Source organism: Streptomyces sp. NPDC007264 (genome assembly GCF_042869095.1).
Classification (GTDB): domain Bacteria; phylum Actinomycetota; class Actinomycetes; order Streptomycetales; family Streptomycetaceae; genus Streptomyces.
Genome location: NZ_JBIAFD010000020.1, coordinates 1 through 16,746, shown reverse-complemented (window position 1 = coordinate 16,746; position 16,746 = coordinate 1). Strand labels below are relative to the sequence as shown.

Annotated in this window: 15 protein-coding genes and 2 pseudogenes; 9 read left to right on the top strand and 8 right to left on the bottom strand. The window is 71.6% G+C overall.

Going from position 1 to position 16,746, the window contains the following annotated elements; genetic code table 11:
* The first annotated feature begins 62 nt into the window (after nucleotides 1-62).
* Nucleotides 63-776: pseudogene (locus tag ACFYMU_RS28115) on the top strand (alpha/beta fold hydrolase).
* A gap of 370 nt (nucleotides 777-1,146) precedes the next feature.
* Here ACFYMU_RS28115 and ACFYMU_RS28110 read toward each other — a convergent pair.
* Nucleotides 1,147-2,058 carry a LysR family transcriptional regulator gene (locus tag ACFYMU_RS28110; RefSeq protein ID WP_388378789.1) on the bottom strand — a complete coding sequence of 304 codons (912 nt, stop codon included), beginning with the start codon at nucleotides 2,056-2,058 and terminating at the stop codon, nucleotides 1,147-1,149.
* Nucleotides 2,059-2,139: 81 nt separating this feature from the next.
* On the opposite strand from ACFYMU_RS28110, the gene ACFYMU_RS28105 reads away from it, so the two are divergent.
* Both ACFYMU_RS28105 and ACFYMU_RS28100 read left to right on the top strand, forming a co-directional pair.
* Entirely contained in the window at nucleotides 2,140-2,769 is a 630-nt protein-coding gene (locus ACFYMU_RS28105) for a carboxymuconolactone decarboxylase family protein (RefSeq protein ID WP_388378787.1), read from the top strand.
* Between the two features lie 72 nt (nucleotides 2,770-2,841).
* Complete coding sequence (locus ACFYMU_RS28100; protein ID WP_388378784.1) at nucleotides 2,842-3,273, top strand: tautomerase family protein; 432 nt, start codon at nucleotides 2,842-2,844, stop codon at nucleotides 3,271-3,273.
* 21 nt (nucleotides 3,274-3,294) lie between these two features.
* Here the strand turns inward: ACFYMU_RS28100 and ACFYMU_RS28095 are convergent, their stop codons facing one another.
* Complete coding sequence (locus ACFYMU_RS28095) at nucleotides 3,295-4,185, bottom strand: helix-turn-helix domain-containing protein (protein ID WP_388378781.1); 891 nt, start codon at nucleotides 4,183-4,185, stop codon at nucleotides 3,295-3,297.
* Nucleotides 4,186-4,427: 242 nt separating this feature from the next.
* Here ACFYMU_RS28095 and ACFYMU_RS28090 point away from each other — a divergent pair, with 242 nt between their 5' ends.
* Together ACFYMU_RS28090 and ACFYMU_RS28085 are read left to right on the top strand one after the other, a co-directional pair.
* The gene (locus ACFYMU_RS28090; protein WP_388378779.1) at nucleotides 4,428-5,906 is read left to right on the top strand and encodes an MFS transporter; all 1,479 of its coding nucleotides are present in this window, start codon (nucleotides 4,428-4,430) and stop codon (nucleotides 5,904-5,906) included.
* A 343-nt stretch (nucleotides 5,907-6,249) separates the two neighbouring features.
* Entirely contained in the window at nucleotides 6,250-6,777 is a 528-nt protein-coding gene (locus ACFYMU_RS28085; protein WP_388378776.1) for a hypothetical protein, read from the top strand.
* Between the two features lie 126 nt (nucleotides 6,778-6,903).
* Here ACFYMU_RS28085 and ACFYMU_RS28080 read toward each other — a convergent pair whose 3' ends face one another.
* Complete coding sequence (locus tag ACFYMU_RS28080; RefSeq protein ID WP_388378773.1) at nucleotides 6,904-7,389, bottom strand: MarR family winged helix-turn-helix transcriptional regulator; 486 nt, start codon at nucleotides 7,387-7,389, stop codon at nucleotides 6,904-6,906.
* Nucleotides 7,390-7,475: 86 nt separating this feature from the next.
* On the opposite strand from ACFYMU_RS28080, the gene ACFYMU_RS28075 reads away from it, so the two are divergent.
* Together ACFYMU_RS28075 and ACFYMU_RS28070 are read left to right on the top strand one after the other, a co-directional pair.
* Nucleotides 7,476-8,066, top strand: coding sequence for an NADPH-dependent FMN reductase (locus ACFYMU_RS28075; RefSeq protein ID WP_388378770.1), 591 nt, complete (start codon nucleotides 7,476-7,478; stop codon nucleotides 8,064-8,066).
* Between the two features lie 282 nt (nucleotides 8,067-8,348).
* Nucleotides 8,349-9,365, top strand: a complete 1,017-nt coding sequence (locus ACFYMU_RS28070; RefSeq protein ID WP_388378768.1) for an amidohydrolase family protein — start codon at nucleotides 8,349-8,351, stop codon at nucleotides 9,363-9,365.
* A 22-nt stretch (nucleotides 9,366-9,387) separates the two neighbouring features.
* Here the strand turns inward: ACFYMU_RS28070 and ACFYMU_RS28065 are convergent.
* The 5 genes and pseudogenes from ACFYMU_RS28065 to ACFYMU_RS28045 all read right to left on the bottom strand — a co-directional run.
* Nucleotides 9,388-9,756, bottom strand: a pseudogene (locus tag ACFYMU_RS28065) (SRPBCC family protein); the annotation flags it as partial.
* Nucleotides 9,757-9,988: 232 nt separating this feature from the next.
* Nucleotides 9,989-10,957, bottom strand: a complete 969-nt coding sequence (locus tag ACFYMU_RS28060; RefSeq protein WP_388379035.1) for a TniB family NTP-binding protein — start codon at nucleotides 10,955-10,957, stop codon at nucleotides 9,989-9,991.
* Nucleotides 10,958-11,031: 74 nt separating this feature from the next.
* A complete protein-coding gene (locus ACFYMU_RS28055) occupies nucleotides 11,032-13,074 on the bottom strand; it encodes a Mu transposase C-terminal domain-containing protein (protein ID WP_388378765.1) in 2,043 nt (680 codons plus the stop codon).
* A gap of 59 nt (nucleotides 13,075-13,133) precedes the next feature.
* Nucleotides 13,134-13,940, bottom strand: coding sequence for a TnsA-like heteromeric transposase endonuclease subunit (locus ACFYMU_RS28050; protein WP_388378763.1), 807 nt, complete (start codon nucleotides 13,938-13,940; stop codon nucleotides 13,134-13,136).
* Nucleotides 13,941-14,050: 110 nt separating this feature from the next.
* Nucleotides 14,051-15,448 carry a DNA-binding protein gene (locus ACFYMU_RS28045; RefSeq protein WP_388378760.1) on the bottom strand — a complete coding sequence of 466 codons (1,398 nt, stop codon included), beginning with the start codon at nucleotides 15,446-15,448 and terminating at the stop codon, nucleotides 14,051-14,053.
* Between the two features lie 186 nt (nucleotides 15,449-15,634).
* Here ACFYMU_RS28045 and ACFYMU_RS28040 point away from each other — a divergent pair, with 186 nt between their 5' ends.
* Together ACFYMU_RS28040 and ACFYMU_RS28035 are read left to right on the top strand one after the other, a co-directional pair.
* Nucleotides 15,635-16,243, top strand: a complete 609-nt coding sequence (locus ACFYMU_RS28040; RefSeq protein ID WP_388378757.1) for a hypothetical protein — start codon at nucleotides 15,635-15,637, stop codon at nucleotides 16,241-16,243.
* Nucleotides 16,240-16,746, top strand: a 507-nt coding sequence (locus tag ACFYMU_RS28035; RefSeq protein WP_388378754.1) for a hypothetical protein, incomplete at its 3' end; no start/stop codon positions are given. The genes ACFYMU_RS28040 and ACFYMU_RS28035, both read left to right, overlap by 4 nt.

Genomic DNA, 16,746 nt, shown 5'->3' with positions numbered 1-16,746 from the left:
CAGCTCGACTACCCCAAGACCCCTCAGGGCAGCCCGGACCCAGCCGCGGCCCTCAGCTCGGTATTCCCCACCCGGCAGGCCGGATCCGCCTGGTGGAGCAGGGAACCGGGCCGCTGGTGCTGCTCGTGCACGGTTTCCCCGAGTCCTGGTACTCCTGGCGGCACCAGCTGCCGGTACTGGCCGCGGCCGGATACCGCGCGGTCGCCATCGACATCCGCGGCTACGGCCGCTCCTCCAAGCCCGCTGACACGGCCGCATACCAGATGCTCGAGCTGGTGGCGGACAACGCCGAGGCGGTGCACGCCCTGGGTGAGGAATCGGCCGTGATCGTCGGCCACGACTGGAGGGCGACGATCGCAGCCGACTCCGCCCTGCTCAAACCCGCACTTCGTCGGCAGGGGCGGGATGCTGCGTGACCGGTTCCCCGCCGACCGGCTTCCCGCCTGGCCCGGCGAGAGCGACCTGGACGTCTACGCGGGGAGTTCGAGAGAACGGGCCTGACCCGGGCGCTGAATCGGTATCGCAACATGGACCGCGACTGGCACGACCTCGCCGCCTTCGACGGCGCACCCGTCACCCAGCCGTCGGTGTTCATCGGCGGCCGGCTGGACGCCTCCACCACGTGGCTGGCCGACGCGATCAACGCATACCCAGCCACGCTGCCCGGGCTGATCTCCTCCCACCTCCTCGACGACTGTGGCCACTGGAGCCAGCAAGAACACCCCGCCGAGGTCAACCGGATCCTCACCGACTGGCTGGTCGCCCTGCCCTCGTGAAGCGCTGACACAGGGCGTCTGGTAGCTGTCGAGAGCCCCGAACACCGTTCGCCCCCGGCCACGGCTCCGCCTGTCGCCGAAGCCGTTGCCGAAGCGCTGCCCGTTCTCAGGCTCCTGGTCGACAGTGCCGCGCCGTGAACAAAATACGGCCACCGGGTGAGTTGCTGTTCTCCTCGGTCCGGGGTTCACCCGCCGGTTCGGCCGGCGGACCGAGCGGCTGCGCCTGGCTCGCCGAGCGGCTCCTGTGACGGCTGCTGCGCAAGCTGCGCTTCAGCACCACCCGCATCACCGACCTGATCAAGGCCGTGCTCGGCCTTCTCCTCACACCAGGTCGAGGCCGGACAAGGTTCACTGTCCGCAGCGGGGACGGTCAGTCGGCAAGGTCGGCCGCTTGCCGGCGCAGCGCGCGTGCCAGCGCCTGCGTGGGCGCCCCGAGGGGACCCGGCAGGCGCACCAGGCTGACGTGTCGGACCTCCTCCGCGACGCCTTCGACGGGCACGATGCGTACGCCGGACGGGACGGCGGGCAGCAGTGTCGGCGTGGCCGTGGTGATGCCGGCGCCGGTCGCGACCAGGTGGAGCTTGGTCAGCCAGTCGCGGGCTGTGTGGCGGACCGTGGGCCGCCCGGGCAGACCGGGCCAGACGCCGAGCAGTGGCTCGTCCGCGGTGCCGGGACTGGCGATCCACGGTTCGCGCGCGATCTCCTCGACGCTGACGCCGCCCCGTTCGGCGAACGGGCCGCCGGCCGGCACCGCCACGGCCAGGTGGACTTCCAGCAGCGGCTCGACACTCAGAGGCGGATCGTCCGTGTCGGGGGATCGGTGCGGTGGCCGGGAGGACAGGAGCGCGAGATCCAGGGTGCCGGCGCGCAGCGCGCGCACCAGCGAGGGAGTGGTCCCCTCACGCGTCGTCACCTGGAGGTGCGGGTGCTCCTGACGCAGCAACGCCAGGGCACGGGGCACGATCACCGCTCCGGCGGTGGGGAAGAAGCCGAGCCGGACGCGGCCCCTCTCGGCCTCCTCCGCTCCGTGCAACTCCCGGTCGGCGGCCGCCAGGGCGTCCAGGGCGACGACGGCGTGCCGCAGCAGGGCCCGGCCTGAGCCCGTCAGCCGGACGCCGCCGGGGTAGCGGTCGAAGAGCCGGGCGCCGGTCGCCTGTTCCAGTGCGGCGATCTGCCGGGAGACGGCCGACTGCGTGTACCCCAGCGCGTCTGCTGCGGCCGTGAAGGTGCCCCGCTCCGCCACCTCGCGCAGCACCCGCAGCCCGATCAGTGTCATCTCCATGAGCTCTCCATGAGTAAACCGCATATCCATTATGCCGGGCATTCGTTGGCAGCATGCCCACCGCGTCCCTAGCGTGGGGGTGTGAACGAGCACCCCACCGACGGAACTTCCGGACCGGGCGGCCGGTTGCCGCTCCTTCCTCCCGACGCCCTCGATGAAGCACAGCGCGCACTGCGCGACCGTCTGCAGGCCACGCGGGTGCACAGCGCGGAAGAGGCGGGCTACACGGCTGCCCTGCCCGACGGTCGGTTCATCGGCCCGTTCAACGCCCTGCTGCGCACTCCGCACATCGCCCGGCCGCTGCTGGAGTGGGCCCAGGCGCTCACCCGGGCCGGCGTTCCGGCGGATGTCCGAGAGGTGGTCGTCCTCACCGTGGCCGCGCACTGGCGGGCCGACTACGCGCTGTACGCCCACACCGCAGCCGCCGAGAAGGCCGGCCTGCCCGGTCCGGCCATCGCGTCCCTGCTCCGCGGCGAGGCTCCCCGCGGTCTGCGCCCCGACGCCGATCTCGCCCACCGTCTGGCCACCGCACTGGTCCGCGACCATTGCGTGCCGGACGATCTCTACGACGAGGCAACGGCGGCGTTCGGCACGAACACACTCATCGCCCTGGTCAACCTCATCGGCCAGTACCTCACCACCTCGGCCCTGCTGGCCTGCTTCCAGGTACCGGCCCCCTCCCCGGACCATGCCGAGGCGCCCACCACCTGAAGCGCCGACACGCCGACGTCACCGGTGGCCGACACGGAGAACAAGAAGGAACGAAATGAAAGGCAAAGGATCATGCCTCTGATCAACGTCTACATGCGCCAGGGAACCACCCCCGAGTACCGCCGGAACGTCTCCCTGGGCATCCACAAGGCCATGGTCGACGTGCTGAAGGTCCCCCAGGACGACCAGTTCCACGTCTTCCACGAGGTCACGCCCGACAACTTCCAGATGCAGCCCGTGGTGTTCGGCCTCCGTCGCAGCGAACGCGCCATGTTCATCCAGCTGTCCTTCAACCACCGCACCGCCGAGCAGAAGGCCGAACTGTTCCGGGCGATCGTCGACAACCTCCAGCTGTTCGCCGACGTCCCCGAAGAGGACATCCTGATGACGATCAACGAAACAGCCGGCGAGAACTGGTGGGCCGCCGGCCGCGTCGTCGACTCCGCCACCGGCTATGACGAGCGCATGAACGCCGTCCTCACCGGCCCCGAGGCCGGGAGCTGAGGCCGGGAGCTGAGGCCGGGATCACGAAGCGCCGCGAGACGCCAACGCCGGCTCCGGTCGGGCGTCCGCGGATTCCAGGCGGAGCATGGCCTCCTCGTCCGGGGTGCCGGGCGCAGCCTGGTAGACCACCATCCGCTGGCCGCCCGTCCGGGCCAGTCGCATCACCTCGTAGGTCAGGGTCATCAGTCCCACCTTCGGATGCCGGAAGGACTTCTGCCCGCCGCCGCGCTCGCAGACGTCGTACCGCTCCCAGAGCCGCGCGAAATCCGGGGACTTCAGCACCAGTTCGCCGACGAGCTTCTTCAGCTCGAGGTCGTCCGGGTCGGCCCCGGCGACCGCGCGCAGATGCGCCACCGAGAGCGCGACCGTCTCCTCCCACGGCTCGTAGAGCGTCCGGCCGACCGGGTGGAGGAAGAGATAGCGGGTGAGGTTGCGCTGGTCCTCCGGCCACTCCCAGAGCCCGGGCATCAGCCGTCGGCCGGGCGGGTTCGCGGACAGTACGCGGTTGTAGCGGCTCACCACGTAGGCGGGCAGCGGGCGCACCGACTCCAGCATCCGCAGTACCGACTCGCGGACCATGTGGTCCGGGCAGGCAGGCAGCTCGGAGGCCCGGCCGGAGGCCAGCTCGGCGAGCTCGTGCAGGCGTTCGTAACCGTCGCCGCGCAGCCGCAGGGCGCGGCCGAGGGCGTCCACGACGGCGGGGGAGGGATTGGTCTCCCGGCCGCGCTCCAGGCGGATGTAGTAGTCGACGCTCACCCCGGCCAACACGGCCAGCTCCTCCCGGCGCAGTCCGGGAGTGCGGCGCAGGCTCCCGCCGACCGGGAGGCCGACATCCTCCGGGCGCACCTGCGCCCTGCGGGCCTTCAGGTATCGGCCGAGCTCGGTGCCCCTCGTATCCGCTGATGCTCCCATTCGGTCATTGTCGCAGGCGGTTGAGGATCGTGGGGGGCCGTGGCAGGGCCTGGAACGCGGCACCCTGGGTACAGCGCGGTCTGCCGGGCGGCCGTTCGCGGGTGGAGAGTTGATCCTGGAGCGGGCGGTCCGGCCGCCGTGGCTCAGGGGGTGCGAGACACCGGACCGCGGCCCCGGCGCGCTGCGACCGCCCGCCCGGCCATCCCTGATGAGCCGTCACCTGCACCCTCCAGGAGTCCACCATGCGGGCCACCCCGTCCCCGTCCCGGTTCACCGCCTCCGCTCACGGGCACGATGACGAGCCGTCGGCGCCAAGGCTCCGGCGACGGCCGGCGGACCGGGCCCGAGTCACCGTGCCGCCCGCCGGCGCACCCGCCGCGCCGCGACGCGGCGGCGTCGCGCTGGTCACGTCGTTGCTCGGGTTCACCGTGATCACCGTCGACGTCTCGGCCGTGAACATCGCGCTGCCCGCGATCCGGGACTCCCTCAGCGGCGGGATGGCCGGGCTGCAGTGGGTGGTGGACGCGTACACCCTGATGTTCGCGGCCCTGATGCTCTCGGCGGGCGCCCTCGCCGACCGAGCCGGCGCCCGCCGCGCCTACTGCTGGGGGGTCGCCCTGTTCACCCTCGCCTCCCTCGGCTGCGCGCTCGCGCCCGGCATCGGCATGCTGGTCGGCGCGCGGGTGGCGCAGGGTGCCGCCGCCGCGGTCGTGATGCCGGCCTCGCTGGCTCTGATCCGGCATGCCTACGACGACGCCCGGGCCCGCGCCCGCGCCATCGCTCTGTGGACGGTCGGCGGCTCGGTGGCGATGGCCGCGGGGCCCGTGCTGGGCGGGCTGCTCACCGACTCCGTCGGCTGGCGGGCGGTCTTCCTGCTGAACCTTCCGGTGGGCGCGGTGATCCTGGGCCTGCTGGTGCGGGTGCCGCCCTTCCCGCGCCGGCCCGCTGCGCTGGACGGCGGCGGCCAGCTCACCGCCGTGCTGGCCCTGGCCGGGCTGGCCTTCACGGTGATCGAGGGTGGCCACCTGGGCTGGACCAGCGGCCCTGTGCTGGCCGCTGCCGCGCTCGCCGTCGCTTGTGGGTATGCCTTCCGCGTGCTGGAGGCCCGCCACCACCAACCCATGGTGCCGCCGGGCATGCTGATGGACCGCTGGGTCGCCGTCCCGCTCATGGTCGGTTTCGCCGTCAACGCCGCCTTCTACGGCGGGATATTCCTCCTGGGGCTGTACTACCAGCAGCTGCGCGGGATGTCGGGGATCGCGGCCGGGCTGATGTTCGTCCCGATGTCGGCGGCGGTGACGGCGACCAACCTGGTGTCGCCGCGGCTGGCGGAGCGGATCGGGCGGCGTCCGGTGATCGTCGCCGGACAGTTGGTCTTCACCGCAGCGATGCTGGCCATGCTGCCACTGGCCGCGCACACCCCCGTGTGGCTGGTGCTCGTCCTGCTGCTGCCGCTGAGCGTCGGCGGGGCGCTCGCCGTGCCCGCGCTGACCGCGCTGCTGATGGACGCCGTCCCGCAGGAGCGGGCAGGGACCGCGTCAGGGCTGCTCAACTCCCTTCGCCAGACCGGCGGCGCGCTCGGCGTCGCCCTCTTCGGCAGCCTGCTCTCCGGCCCCGGCGGCGCCTTCTCCCTCTCGGGCATGCGCGTCGGCCTCCTCGCCGTCGCCGGCCTCCTCCTCGTCACCGCCGCCCTCTCCCGCCTCCTCCTGCCTCGTGGCTGACCCCGCCGGGACGGCTCGGTTCCGGGTGCGGGATGCCTGCGGCGGTGACGGCGCGCGCCCCTCGACGCCGCGGCACTGCGCCACAACGCTGTGACTGCGCGTCAGTTGAGTGGCGGGGGAGGCCGGACACATCCGTCGCTGCCCCGGACAGGCACCGGCAGGAGGTCCTTCTGATGTCCCCGAGGCGACTCGATGCCCCCTGTGTCCGACGCATGCCAGGTGTGCGCTCGATGCGGTGCGCCGGCCTCGCACGTGCCGACCGGCCAACCGTGAGCCGCGCAGGCCCTGCCTCGGCCGGAGGCAGCCTCGACAGGCCGAAGCCGCCCGTCGAAACTGGAGCACCATGGGGGACAGCGCGGTGTGGGTTGCCGTCTTCACCGGCGGTACAGCGGTCCTGGCGAGCTGGGTGACCACTCTCGGGAACGCGCGGGCGGCAAGAGTCCAGGCGGAGGCATCGATACAGGTCCAGCACCGTGACCGGGTGCGGAGCAGTCGGCGTGACGCGTACCTGGAGCTGATGGAGCAGGCGCATGTCACCGGCGAGTTGTACTGGAAGGTCGGCGACGCGTACTTCCAACTCACCGATCAGGACGACCAGATGGCGCGCATCGAGGAACTCCGCACGCAGTTGCGTACCGCCTTCGACCCCCTCATGCGCTGCGTGCGCGTCATCGTGCTGGAGGGCCCCGAATCCGTTGCCCACGCCGCCCGCAGCGTGCTGGAAGCGGCGTCGGAGACCAACTCGGCGCTATGGCGTGTCTCTCAGGGGGAGCCTCAGGCACGTGAGCGCTTCGACGAAGCGCAGGAACGCTACCGGCACCGTCTCGAAGAGTTCATCGAAGCAGCCCGCACGGCCGTCATCACCCTGTGAACAGGTGGGTTGGCGGGCAGCTTGGCCGCTACCTGGTCGTGGACGCGCGGCCCCTCGGCGCCGTCGCCGCAGGGGAGGGTCTGCCAGGCGTTTCGAACGAGCCCGCCGGACAGGCCCGACGGAGTCCTACCGGGCGTCGTCGGTGGTCTCGCTGCCGCGCGGCTCGACCCGGTCGATCATCTGCCCGCTCCAGGCCCGGAAGGCCGCGGCCTGCTCGGGTGTGAGTGTGTCGAGGAAGTAGTGGCGGATGTTGCCGGCGTGCACGAGGATGGCGCTCTGTGCGGCGTGTCGGCCCTTGGCGGTCAGCCCGATCCCGGCGCGGCGGCCGTCGACCCCGCGCGGGGTCCGCGCCACGAAGCCGCGGTTCTCCATCCGTGTCAGTTGGTGCGAGACGCGACTCTTCTCCCAGTCGAGCGACTCGGAGAGCTCACCGACGCGCATCTCCCGGCCGGGCGCCTGCCACAGCGTCACCAGCACGCTGAACTCGGCCTTCGAGATGCCGCAGTCGCGCTGCAGACCACGGTCGAGTTCCCGGGTGAGCAGGCGCTGCGCGCGCATCCAGGTGTCCCAGAGCTCCCACTCCTCGGGCTCCAGCGTACGGGTCTGTGCCATGACCGGGATCATACCGACCGGCCGAGTTGACGTGACAACTTCGCGCTACCTAGAGTTGTCACGTCAACTTGCCTGGAAAGGACACCATGGCTCTCCGTATCGGCATCATCCTCGGCAGCACACGCCCCGGACGTCGGGGCGACCAGATCGCCTCCTGGCTTCTCGACACGGCACGCGCCCACGGCGGCGCCGACTACGAGCTGATCGACCTCGCCCACCACGGCCTGGGCAACCTCGACGAGGGCGGGAACCCCACGCATCAGCAGTACGAGCACCCCCACACCCGTGCCTGGTCTGTGCTGATCGACGGCTTCGACGGCTTCGTGTTCCTCACCCCGGAGTACAACCACTCCTTCCCCGGCGCGCTCAAGAACGCCCTGGACTACGTCTACCGGGAGTGGAACGACAAGGCCGCCGGCATCGTCAGCTACGGCGGACGGGCGGCGGGCGTCCGGGCCGCCGAGGCGCTGCGGCTCGTGCTCGCCGAGCTCCAGGTGGCCACGGTCCGCGCACAGCCCGCCGTCCCGCTGATCCCCGCGTTCTCCACCGGCGCTTTCGTCCCGACGAAGGACCTCGACGTCGCGGTCCGCGGCATGCTCGACCAGGTGATCGCCTGGTCCGGCGCACTGCGCGGCCTGCGCGGGGCGAAGTCGGAGGCGCGCGCAACCGTCCGCTGAACCAGAGTCTTCACGATGGCCACCCATACGGCCACGCTCGATGCCCCGCGCCATGTGGGGGAATTCCTCGCCCGCCGCCCGCCGCCCGCCGCCCGCCGCCCGCCGCCCGCCCGCCGGCGCCGGATCGGCACGCCGAGCGGATCCCGGGCACGGGGCCCGTTCTGCCGGACCCGCGCGTCGTGCCGGGGCGTCCCGCGGTCGGAGGGCCAGGTGACACATCCCTCATGGATCCCCTGCGCAAGGCAGTGGACCCGCCACCGCACCAGAGCCGATCGTGGCGACATGAACGATCAGCACATGGCACCCGCCGACCCTGCCGGTCCCGCCGACCCCACCCCGCCCACGCCCCCGCGCACCAGCCACGGATCGCCGGGCGCGGACGCGGCCACGGGTCTGCGAGGGACCGGGAGTGACGCGTCCGCGGACCAGGAGGCCGGTGAGGTCCGCCGCTTCTGGGAGCGACTCGGTCTTCCCGGGCTGGTCGACGTCCACACGCACTTCATGCCCGAGCGCGTTCTGCGCAAGGTCTGGGCCTACTTCGACGCGCTCGGGCCGCTGACCGGAGGGCTCGAGTGGCCGATCACCTATCGGCAGGAGGAGGCGGAACGGGCGGCCCTGCTCCGCCGGTTCGGCGTACGGGCCTTCACCGCGATGCTCTACCCGCACAAGCCGGGCATGGCCCGGTGGCTGAACGGCTGGGCGGCCGACTTCGCCCGCCGCACCCCCGACTGCCTGCACACCGCCACGCTCTACCCCGAGCCGGGCGCCGAGGCGTACGTCCGGGAGGCCGTCGAGGCGGGCGCGCGCGTCTTCAAGGCGCATGTGCAGGTGGGCGCGTACGACCCGGCCGACGAACTCCTCGATCGGGCCTGGGGGTTGCTGGCCGAGGCCCGGACACCCGTAGTGATCCACTGTGGTTCCGGGCCCGCGCCCGGCAAACACACCGGCCCCGAGCCGATCGCGCGGGTGCTGGCGCGGCATCCCCGGCTGCGGCTGATCGTCGCGCATATGGGGATGCCCGAGTACGAGGAGTTCCTCGCTCTCGCCGACCGGTACGAGGAGGTGCGGCTGGACACGACGATGGCGTTCACCGACTTCACGGAGCGGTTCATGCCGTTTCCCCGCCAGGTCCTGCCCCGGCTGGCCGGACACGGCGACCGCATCCTGCTCGGCTCCGACTTCCCCAACATCCCCTACCCGTACGCGCACCAGCTCCGAGCCCTGGAACGGCTGGGTCTCGGCGAGGACTGGCTGCGGGCGGTGTGCCACGACAACGCGGCAGGACTGTTCGGACTGTGAAGAGGGCCGACACGTCTCGATGTCAGGAGCCGGCGGCGGAGACGTGGCGAGCCAACTCGGCCGCCAGGCGCCGCATGACCGTGCGGTTGGTGCGCCGCATCGTGGGCCGTACGACAGGGGCCAGCAACCGGTCGGCGAGAGGGGCGCGTGCCCAGGCGTACGTGAACGAGATGCGGCTCCCGCCGGTCCGCAGCGGTTCGATGGTGTAGGTGCCGTGGGCCAGGCGCCGGCCGGCCGCGCTGACGTTGCGCTCGACGATACGCCGCGGCGCATCGGCCTCGACGACCTCGATGGCGACGTCGGTCTTCGTGCCGCCCAGCGCGGCGGTGACCGTGGCGCGGGACCCGGTGCCGCGGTCGGGGCCGCTGTAGCGCCAGTCGGTCAGATAGTGGTAACGCTCGGAGGGGGGCTTGTTGGTGTATCGCGGGCTTGCTGGCCTGGTGTGTTGTGGGTTCGTTGAGGGAGGCCGGGTGCACGGTTCCAGCGGGCGGGTCGGGGTGTGAGCTGGGGTTGTGTCGTGTGTGCTGAGTGGGACCGGGTTCGTTGTGGGTTTCGTCAGCGCGTAAAGGCTCGGTTGGTGTTTTCGCTGGTCAGCGCTGTTTGGCCTGTTCGGTGGGTGGGGGTTAGCGGCTGCGGGTGGGGCGTCTGTGTTGTTCGGCGAGGTGGTCGAGCTGTACCGCGTCGAGGGCAGCTTTGGTGATGCGTTCGGTGCCGTCGTGGATGGCGGTGATGGCTGCTTGACGGATAAGCCTTGTGAGCGATCCGATGCGGCCGGCGGTGCGCTGGTGGAGGTAGGCGGCGTGCCGGAGGAGGACGCCGGGTTTGTGGTGGGTGAGGTCGAGGGCGTTCTCGATGTCGGTGAGGACGTCGCGGAAGGGTTCGCTGGTGCCGTGGCGGGCGTGGAGGGGGCCGCAGGTGATGAGGGTGGCGCGTCCGGCGAGCTGGGCGCCGCGGGTGCCGCTGAACAGGGGTGTGTCGGTGACGTTGATGCCGGCGTAGACGAACGTCGCGGGGAGGCGTTCGGTGAGGTCTTTGAGCAGGTCGGCGGCCTGGGCGCCGGTGGTGGTGCGGGGGTTGAGGCGGTGGATCTCGTCGATGAGGACGAGTTGGACGCCGGCTTGGGTGTAGGTGTGGCAGACGGCGTCGGTGATCTGGGTCTGGGTCATGCGGGCGGCCACGGGGATGCCGAGGTAGCGGGCGAACTCGGTGATGAGGGTTTTCGCGGTGGCGCCGGGCGGGACGAGGACGTACGCCACGGGTGCCGTGGAGTGGGCTGATCCGGGCGGGGGCGGGTTTTTGCGGGTGTGGGCGAGGTGGCAGGCGCGGCCGACGTTCAGCAGAGCGGTGGTTTTCCCGGCTGCGGCGGGTCCGGTGACGATGAGGGAGGGCCGCGCGGTGGTCTGCTGGTGGCGGCCGAGGATCATCAGGGTGCGGACCTGGGTGGCGAGTTGGCTGATGGCGGGGGTGCGGATGGTGACGAACGAGGAGTGGTAGGCGAGACGTTCGTCGGTGCTGCGGGGCGGGTCGCCGGGCTGGGGCGGGGCGGGCGGCTCGGTGGTGGCGAAGCGGTGCCAGCCTTGCCAGGTGGTCAGGGGCCAGGACAGCTCGGCCGCATCACTGTTGCTGGCGCCGACTGGTGTGCTGCCCGCACTCTGCGGGTTCGGGTTCACCATTTGTCGGCTTCCTCGTATGCGTCGTAGAGCCCGAATCCGGCGGCCGCGGCGGGGCGGGTGTCGTCGTCGGGGAGGTCGTCGAGGTCGTCGATGCTGTCGTCCTCGGCGTGCTGCGCCGACTCGTCGGTGGCGGGGCCGGTGCCGTATTGCGGGGGCCGTGCGGCGGGAACCGGCAGCGTGGTGGCGCGGGCCAGGAGAGCTTGTTCGGTGGTGGTGGTGTGGCCGCTGTGGACGCGGCGCATGAGCTGGTCGAGAGCGTCGGCGAGGCCGGCCTCGTGCTGCTGGCTGTCGTCGTGGTTGTTGTGGTGGGCGTGGGTGCGGATGTGCTGCCAGGTGTGGTCGTTGAACGGCTGGTGGACGTGGTCGCGGTGGATCCAGGGGATTTCGGTGAGGCCGCCGTCGGTGAGGCGGATCCAGATCTGGCGGACGTCGTGGGGGTTGTAGTGGATCTCCCATTTCCCGCCGCGGCCGGCGACGGGGGAGGCCTGGCCGCGGTACGGGGCGAGGAGATCGTGGTCGTAGGTGCGGTGGTGGATGGTGATGCCGGCGGGGGTGATGGCCTGCCAGCGCACGGGGAGCAGCTCGAGGTAGTCGCTGCCGGTCAGCGGGACGGGGACGTGCCCGGCGACGGCGACGAGCGCGGCCCACATCTGGTTCGACGTGAGGGCCTTCTTCGGCATCATCGGGTGGCGCAGGCCTTCGTGGGGCCGGTGGTGGTAGTGCACCAGCCACTCATCGAGCAGGTCCTGGAGCTGGGCGACGCTGTAGCAGGCGTCTTTCTCGGTGTCGGGGCCGCGGCGGGTGACGTCGGAGCCGGTGTAGCCGGGCAGGTGCTGGCAGAACAGGGCATTGATGGTGCCGAAGGTCCGCTCCACGATGCCTTTGGCGGTGGGGGCGCGGGGCGGGGCGGGCTGGACGCTGATGCCGAGGTGTTCGCAGGCGGTGGTGAACGCGGCGGAGACGAAGACTTTGCCGCGGTCGACGACGATCGTCTCAGGCAGGGCGACGGGCCGGGCCGCCGCGCCGGCCAGCCGCTCGTCGAGTGCGGCCAGCCGCTGGTGGGGGAGTGCGGGTGCGTGGTCCATGCGCAGGATGTCGGGCCAGGTGGGCCGGGCGGGGTGGGGGACGGCCATCTCCGCGAGCAGCAGGGCGGCGTCGACGGCCTTGGTCGCGCTCGGGCACAGCACGGCGGCGAGGATGGCACGGGTGGCGACATCGACGGCGATGGTGAGTTCGGGCCGGGCCAGACGCCCGTCGTCGAAGAGGGCGAGGACGTCCAGGCGGGTGGTGTCGACCTGGACCTGCTCGCCGGGCCGCAGCGCCGTGGCGGGAGTGAAGGCCCGCCCGTCCATGCTCGCGGGCACCTGCCTCACGGGCCCGGAGGGCAGTTCGCCGGGCCGGGCGAGATTGGTGACGAGCCGGTACAGCGTGGCCTGGGACGGCGCGGGCACCGTGCCGGGGCCGTACCGGTCCTGAAGGATCTGGTTGATCAGCGGGAACAGGCCGTTGATGGTGCCCTTGGAGCGGCCGCGTCGGCGGCGCAGTGCCTCGCGGACGGCGGCGACGACCCGTTCGTCGGCCCGCCCGGTGGGGCTGGAGGCGCGGGTGGTGCGGTGGTCGAGCAGCCCCCACAGGCCTTGTTTGCGGTAGGCGAGCCGCATGCGCTGCACCGTGGTGCGCGAGACCTGGCCGAAGCCGAGCGCGGTGAGTTCCTCGGCCTTGGCCTGCTCGCGCTGGGCCAGCGTGTGCCGCTCGGGGTCGAACTGCTCCCGCACCACCCCTTCGCTGCCAGGCCCGCCAGGCAGGCCGCATTCGACTTCCCTGACGTGCCGCTGCCAGGCCAGCGCTTTCTCACGCGCGGCGGCGGGAGCGGTCTCGAACAGCCCCCACTGCGGGGCCGCCTGAGGCGCATCGGCCCCGAGGACGGTGAAGCCGGGGTCGGCGAACAGGTACCCGGCGAGCACGGCCTCACCGCCGCCGTCCGGGCCGACGAGGTGGATGTCCTGTCCCGACAGGGCGACCACTTGCCACTTCATGCCACGGAAGCGGACGTGAGCGCCGACCTTCACGGCCGGCCGGGCATTGCGCCGCGCGGTCACCCGGCATCTCCCGTCTCGGGGCCGCTCCAGCCCCGCGGGCCGACGGGGACGCGTTCGTGCAGCGGCGTGTCCAGGTCGACCGTCAGCTGTCCCTGCCACAGGGCGTGAAAGACGGCGGGGAGGACCTCGATCGGGTCGCCGGCCGCTTCAGCGCCTTCGATCAGCGGCCGTGGCCGCGTGAACGCCGCCAGGGCGGCCTCCGTCAGACCAGGGCGGCCGGCGTTGCGGGGGTGGCGGTAGCCGGCCAGCCATTTCAGGTTGGAGGCCAGGACGTCGTCGAGCGGTGAGAGACGCCGGTAGGTCCAGCCGATGTCCGCGCACGCCTGCGCCACTGCCTCGGCGGCCTTCCTCGCGCGCTCCCCGCCCGCGCCCGGGTGGCTGGGACAGTCGGCGAGCAGCGCGGTGCCGTCGGCACGGCGGGCGAAAAGCTGCGGCACCCAGGAACGCACCCGCCCGCGCAGATCACGCCACAGCAGCCGCACCGGCCGCCCCGCCAGCCCCGCCACGTCAGGGTCGCGGTCCAGGAGCATCAGCTGGACACGCATCGCGTTCGACCCCGCGGCCACGTGCCGCCCGGTGGTCGCCGACCACCACAGGCCCGGACCCCAGCGGCGTCCCGGGACCACCGGGAACGCCGACACCGGCGGCAAGTCCTCGAACGCCACGGTCATGGCGGCATCCGCCCACCGCTGCCGGACCGCCTGCCCCACCGGGTCAAGGAACACCGCCTCGAACCCGCTGCCCTGGTCCACGGCCGCTCGCCCTGCCCGGCTCCAGTGCCGGGCCGCTCCTGTGCTGGTCACCCGCGCCAGCCAAACCGCTCCCGCCGGCAGACGCCGCCGCTTTCAGTATTTCTGCCACGAACGAGTGCCGTATCAGCTAACAGCCGACCTGCCCCTCGGCGCATCGGCTTTCAGCCGCCGTTCTCCTGCCTGCCCGCCGTCAGCATCTGGCTGAGCACCTCAACGGGCATGTCCACCCACCGGGCCACCTCCCCAAGCGGCACCCCGCCGTTCACCGCCGCCACCGCGGTCCGTTTCCAGGCCGCCTCGATCAGACCGGCACTGTGACCGAGCCCGCGCAGCAGCCGCCGGGCGACCTCGGCGGTCGGACCGGTCTGCACACCGCGCAGCTGCAGCAGCTGCTCCTCGGCGCTGTCGATAGCGCTGGTGATCAGCCTGCGCTGCTCGGCGGGCACCGCAGCCCGCCACATCGTCCCCGAACCAGGCGCCTTCTTCTCCTTGCCCAGCACCCGCAGCTGACCGGCCATGGTCGCGCTCTGGTGCTCCTGCCGCAGCCACCACGGGTCGTTGTCGCACCCGGGCGGCCCGCCGGCGCCGCGGCGAAGGCGGATGACGCTGCCCATCCACGCAGTGAGGGGCCCGCCGTGGTCCGTCGCGGCCAGCGGCCCCAGCCATCCCCGCCCCAGCCGCTCACCGAGCCTGCGGCAGAACATCCCGTCGGCGGGAAGCGCCTGCGGCCGCCCGGCACCGCTGTCGGTCCACACCAGCTCGGCCATGGCCGGGTCCAGCAGCGCGTCGGCCACCGCCACCACCTCCGGGAAGACGACCGCGTCCCGCCCCACGATCCGCCACCGCTCCAGATCACCGCCGGCATCCCCGCCCGCAACCTGGTGCAGGCGCCGCGGCCAGATCGTCTCCCGCTCCCACTGCAGGGCCTGCTCCCACCACCGGGCGACCACCGCGTGCGCCAGCGCGAACACCCTCTCCGGCTCCGCACCGGCCCGCACCGCCCGCCGCGCCACCGAGGCCCACCGCCGCTGCGCCGCCACTACCTCCGGCAGGCCACGCAGATCGAGGTGCTCCAGCGGCTGGTTGGCGTCCGCGTCCAACAGCCACCGCCCATGTCGCACGCACACCCGCTCCCACCGCGGCGCGTAGCGTACCACCCGCACGGCGGTCCCGGTGCGCCGGGCCGCGCACAGGCGGCAGCCGAACGCCACCGGCCCGGCGACCGCGCCCCCGGTCCGCCACGCCGCCGCCGGTACCTCGTTCTTTCCGGCCGACAGCTTGGAGTCCTCCTGCCCCCAGGACGGCAACGCCCGCGCCAGGACGTCTTCCTCGACGCCGCACAGGCCCGCCAGGAGTTGCCGTCCGGCCGCGTTCAGCAGCACCTCGGCGTCGGCCCGCGTGCCCCCGCCGTCGTGCCCCGGCGGGTAGTTGCGCCACTGCCAGCATGATCGCAACACCTTCGCTTCCATCCCGTAGCGGCTTGCGACGCGGCAGATCAGCGACGAGGTCGTCTCCCCCTGCAGGGGAGTTGTCCGCAGGAGGCCGGGATGATGGGTCACTCCACCACGGTCTCGCGTTCGCCGATCCGGGCGGGCGTTTTCGCAGTAGCCGTCCAGTCCCCAGCCCGCCGTCTGCTTACGTCCCCAGACCGTGGGTTTCCCCTTCAGGGACGGCAGGCGTCGATGTGGCGGGGGATTGGCCCATTCGAGCGCATCGTGATGATCCGATCGCACTAAGCTACGCTCGTGGTGGTTGGCGAAGATGCTCAGGTGAAGGGCTTCTCGGGGGCCCGCAGAGCCAAGCAGTGGCTCGAGGGCACGATGCGTATCTTCGGCGCGTACGCGAACACGGACTCGGAGTCCTGCGGTCGCCGGCTGACTCTGCTGTGGCCGTACGGAGGCCGGACGTTCTCCTTCGATCTGGGGGGCGCCATGCGCGGCGACCCCTACCAGAACGACATGTTCTGCGCGGAGGTCAAGAACTACGCGCAACCCAGCGATCAAGGAACGCAGTTCGACGAGTTCCTCGCCAAATGCTACGTCGCCGCCCAGGCCCAGCACCACCTCAGCGATCACTTCATGTGGATCACCTGGGCACCCTTCCGCGCGAACTCCTGGTCCACCCTCAACTCACCCGGCCAGGTGGAAGCCGCGGTCCTTCAGCACAGCAGCCGCGTCTTCGGCACCAGCGACACCGAGGAAGCCCGAAAACTCCTGGACAGCGAACTCGCCCAGTCGGTCGCCGCACGCCTGTGGCTGATCGTGCTCTCGGACAAGCAGGAAACCCTCCTGCCGCTCAAGGACTGGGCAGCCATCGTCGCCGCCGAACTCACCCGCAGAGAGGGCTCGTGGTGAACATCGTCGAACAGTCGATCTCCCAGGCCATGGACGAGCCCGACGACCGGATGATGTTCACCCGGGTCAAAGACATCGTCGCCCGGCACCTGCGCCGCATGGACCCTGGCGCCACCGTCACCAAAACCGAGTTCTTCAACCACACCCATGTCCCCGACATGGTCCTCGAATGGCCCGGCAGACCCCGCACACCGCGCCGGTTCATCTATCTGCGCACCACATCGGACCAGCGCGAACTAGAGGACGACCTCCATCGCCTTCCCCGTGACGACCGGCCGGTGCTTCTTGCTCTCGGTCAACTGCCCACTGCCCGGCAACAAGGGGATCTTCCCCCGTTTTCCGGCGGCAGCACCGCGCTGCTCCTCGACGCTTCCGCGCTCGGCGCACTCCAGCCGGCCGACGACTCTCCTAGGTCCTGTCTGGAGTTCGGATCAAGAGTGTGGTGCGATGCTTCGGAGCCAGAGCATCGCACCACACAGGTGCAGTCCGGCCTCGTAGCTCTC

Bases quoted from the DNA above. Each gene is read 5' to 3' on its own strand.
- ACFYMU_RS28110 (WP_388378789.1), bottom strand. From the start codon at position 2,058: ATGGAGATGACACTGATCGGGCTGCGGGTGCTGCGCGAGGTGGCGGAG.
- ACFYMU_RS28100 (WP_388378784.1), top strand. From the start codon at position 2,842: ATGCCTCTGATCAACGTCTACATGCGCCAGGGAACCACCCCCGAGTAC.
- ACFYMU_RS28095 (WP_388378781.1), bottom strand. From the start codon at position 4,185: ATGGGAGCATCAGCGGATACGAGGGGCACCGAGCTCGGCCGATACCTG.
- ACFYMU_RS28090 (WP_388378779.1), top strand. From the start codon at position 4,428: ATGCGGGCCACCCCGTCCCCGTCCCGGTTCACCGCCTCCGCTCACGGG.
- ACFYMU_RS28085 (WP_388378776.1), top strand. From the start codon at position 6,250: ATGGGGGACAGCGCGGTGTGGGTTGCCGTCTTCACCGGCGGTACAGCG.
- ACFYMU_RS28080 (WP_388378773.1), bottom strand. From the start codon at position 7,389: ATGGCACAGACCCGTACGCTGGAGCCCGAGGAGTGGGAGCTCTGGGAC.
- ACFYMU_RS28075 (WP_388378770.1), top strand. From the start codon at position 7,476: ATGGCTCTCCGTATCGGCATCATCCTCGGCAGCACACGCCCCGGACGT.
- ACFYMU_RS28070 (WP_388378768.1), top strand. From the start codon at position 8,349: ATGAACGATCAGCACATGGCACCCGCCGACCCTGCCGGTCCCGCCGAC.
- ACFYMU_RS28055 (WP_388378765.1), bottom strand. From the start codon at position 13,074: ATGAAGTGGCAAGTGGTCGCCCTGTCGGGACAGGACATCCACCTCGTC.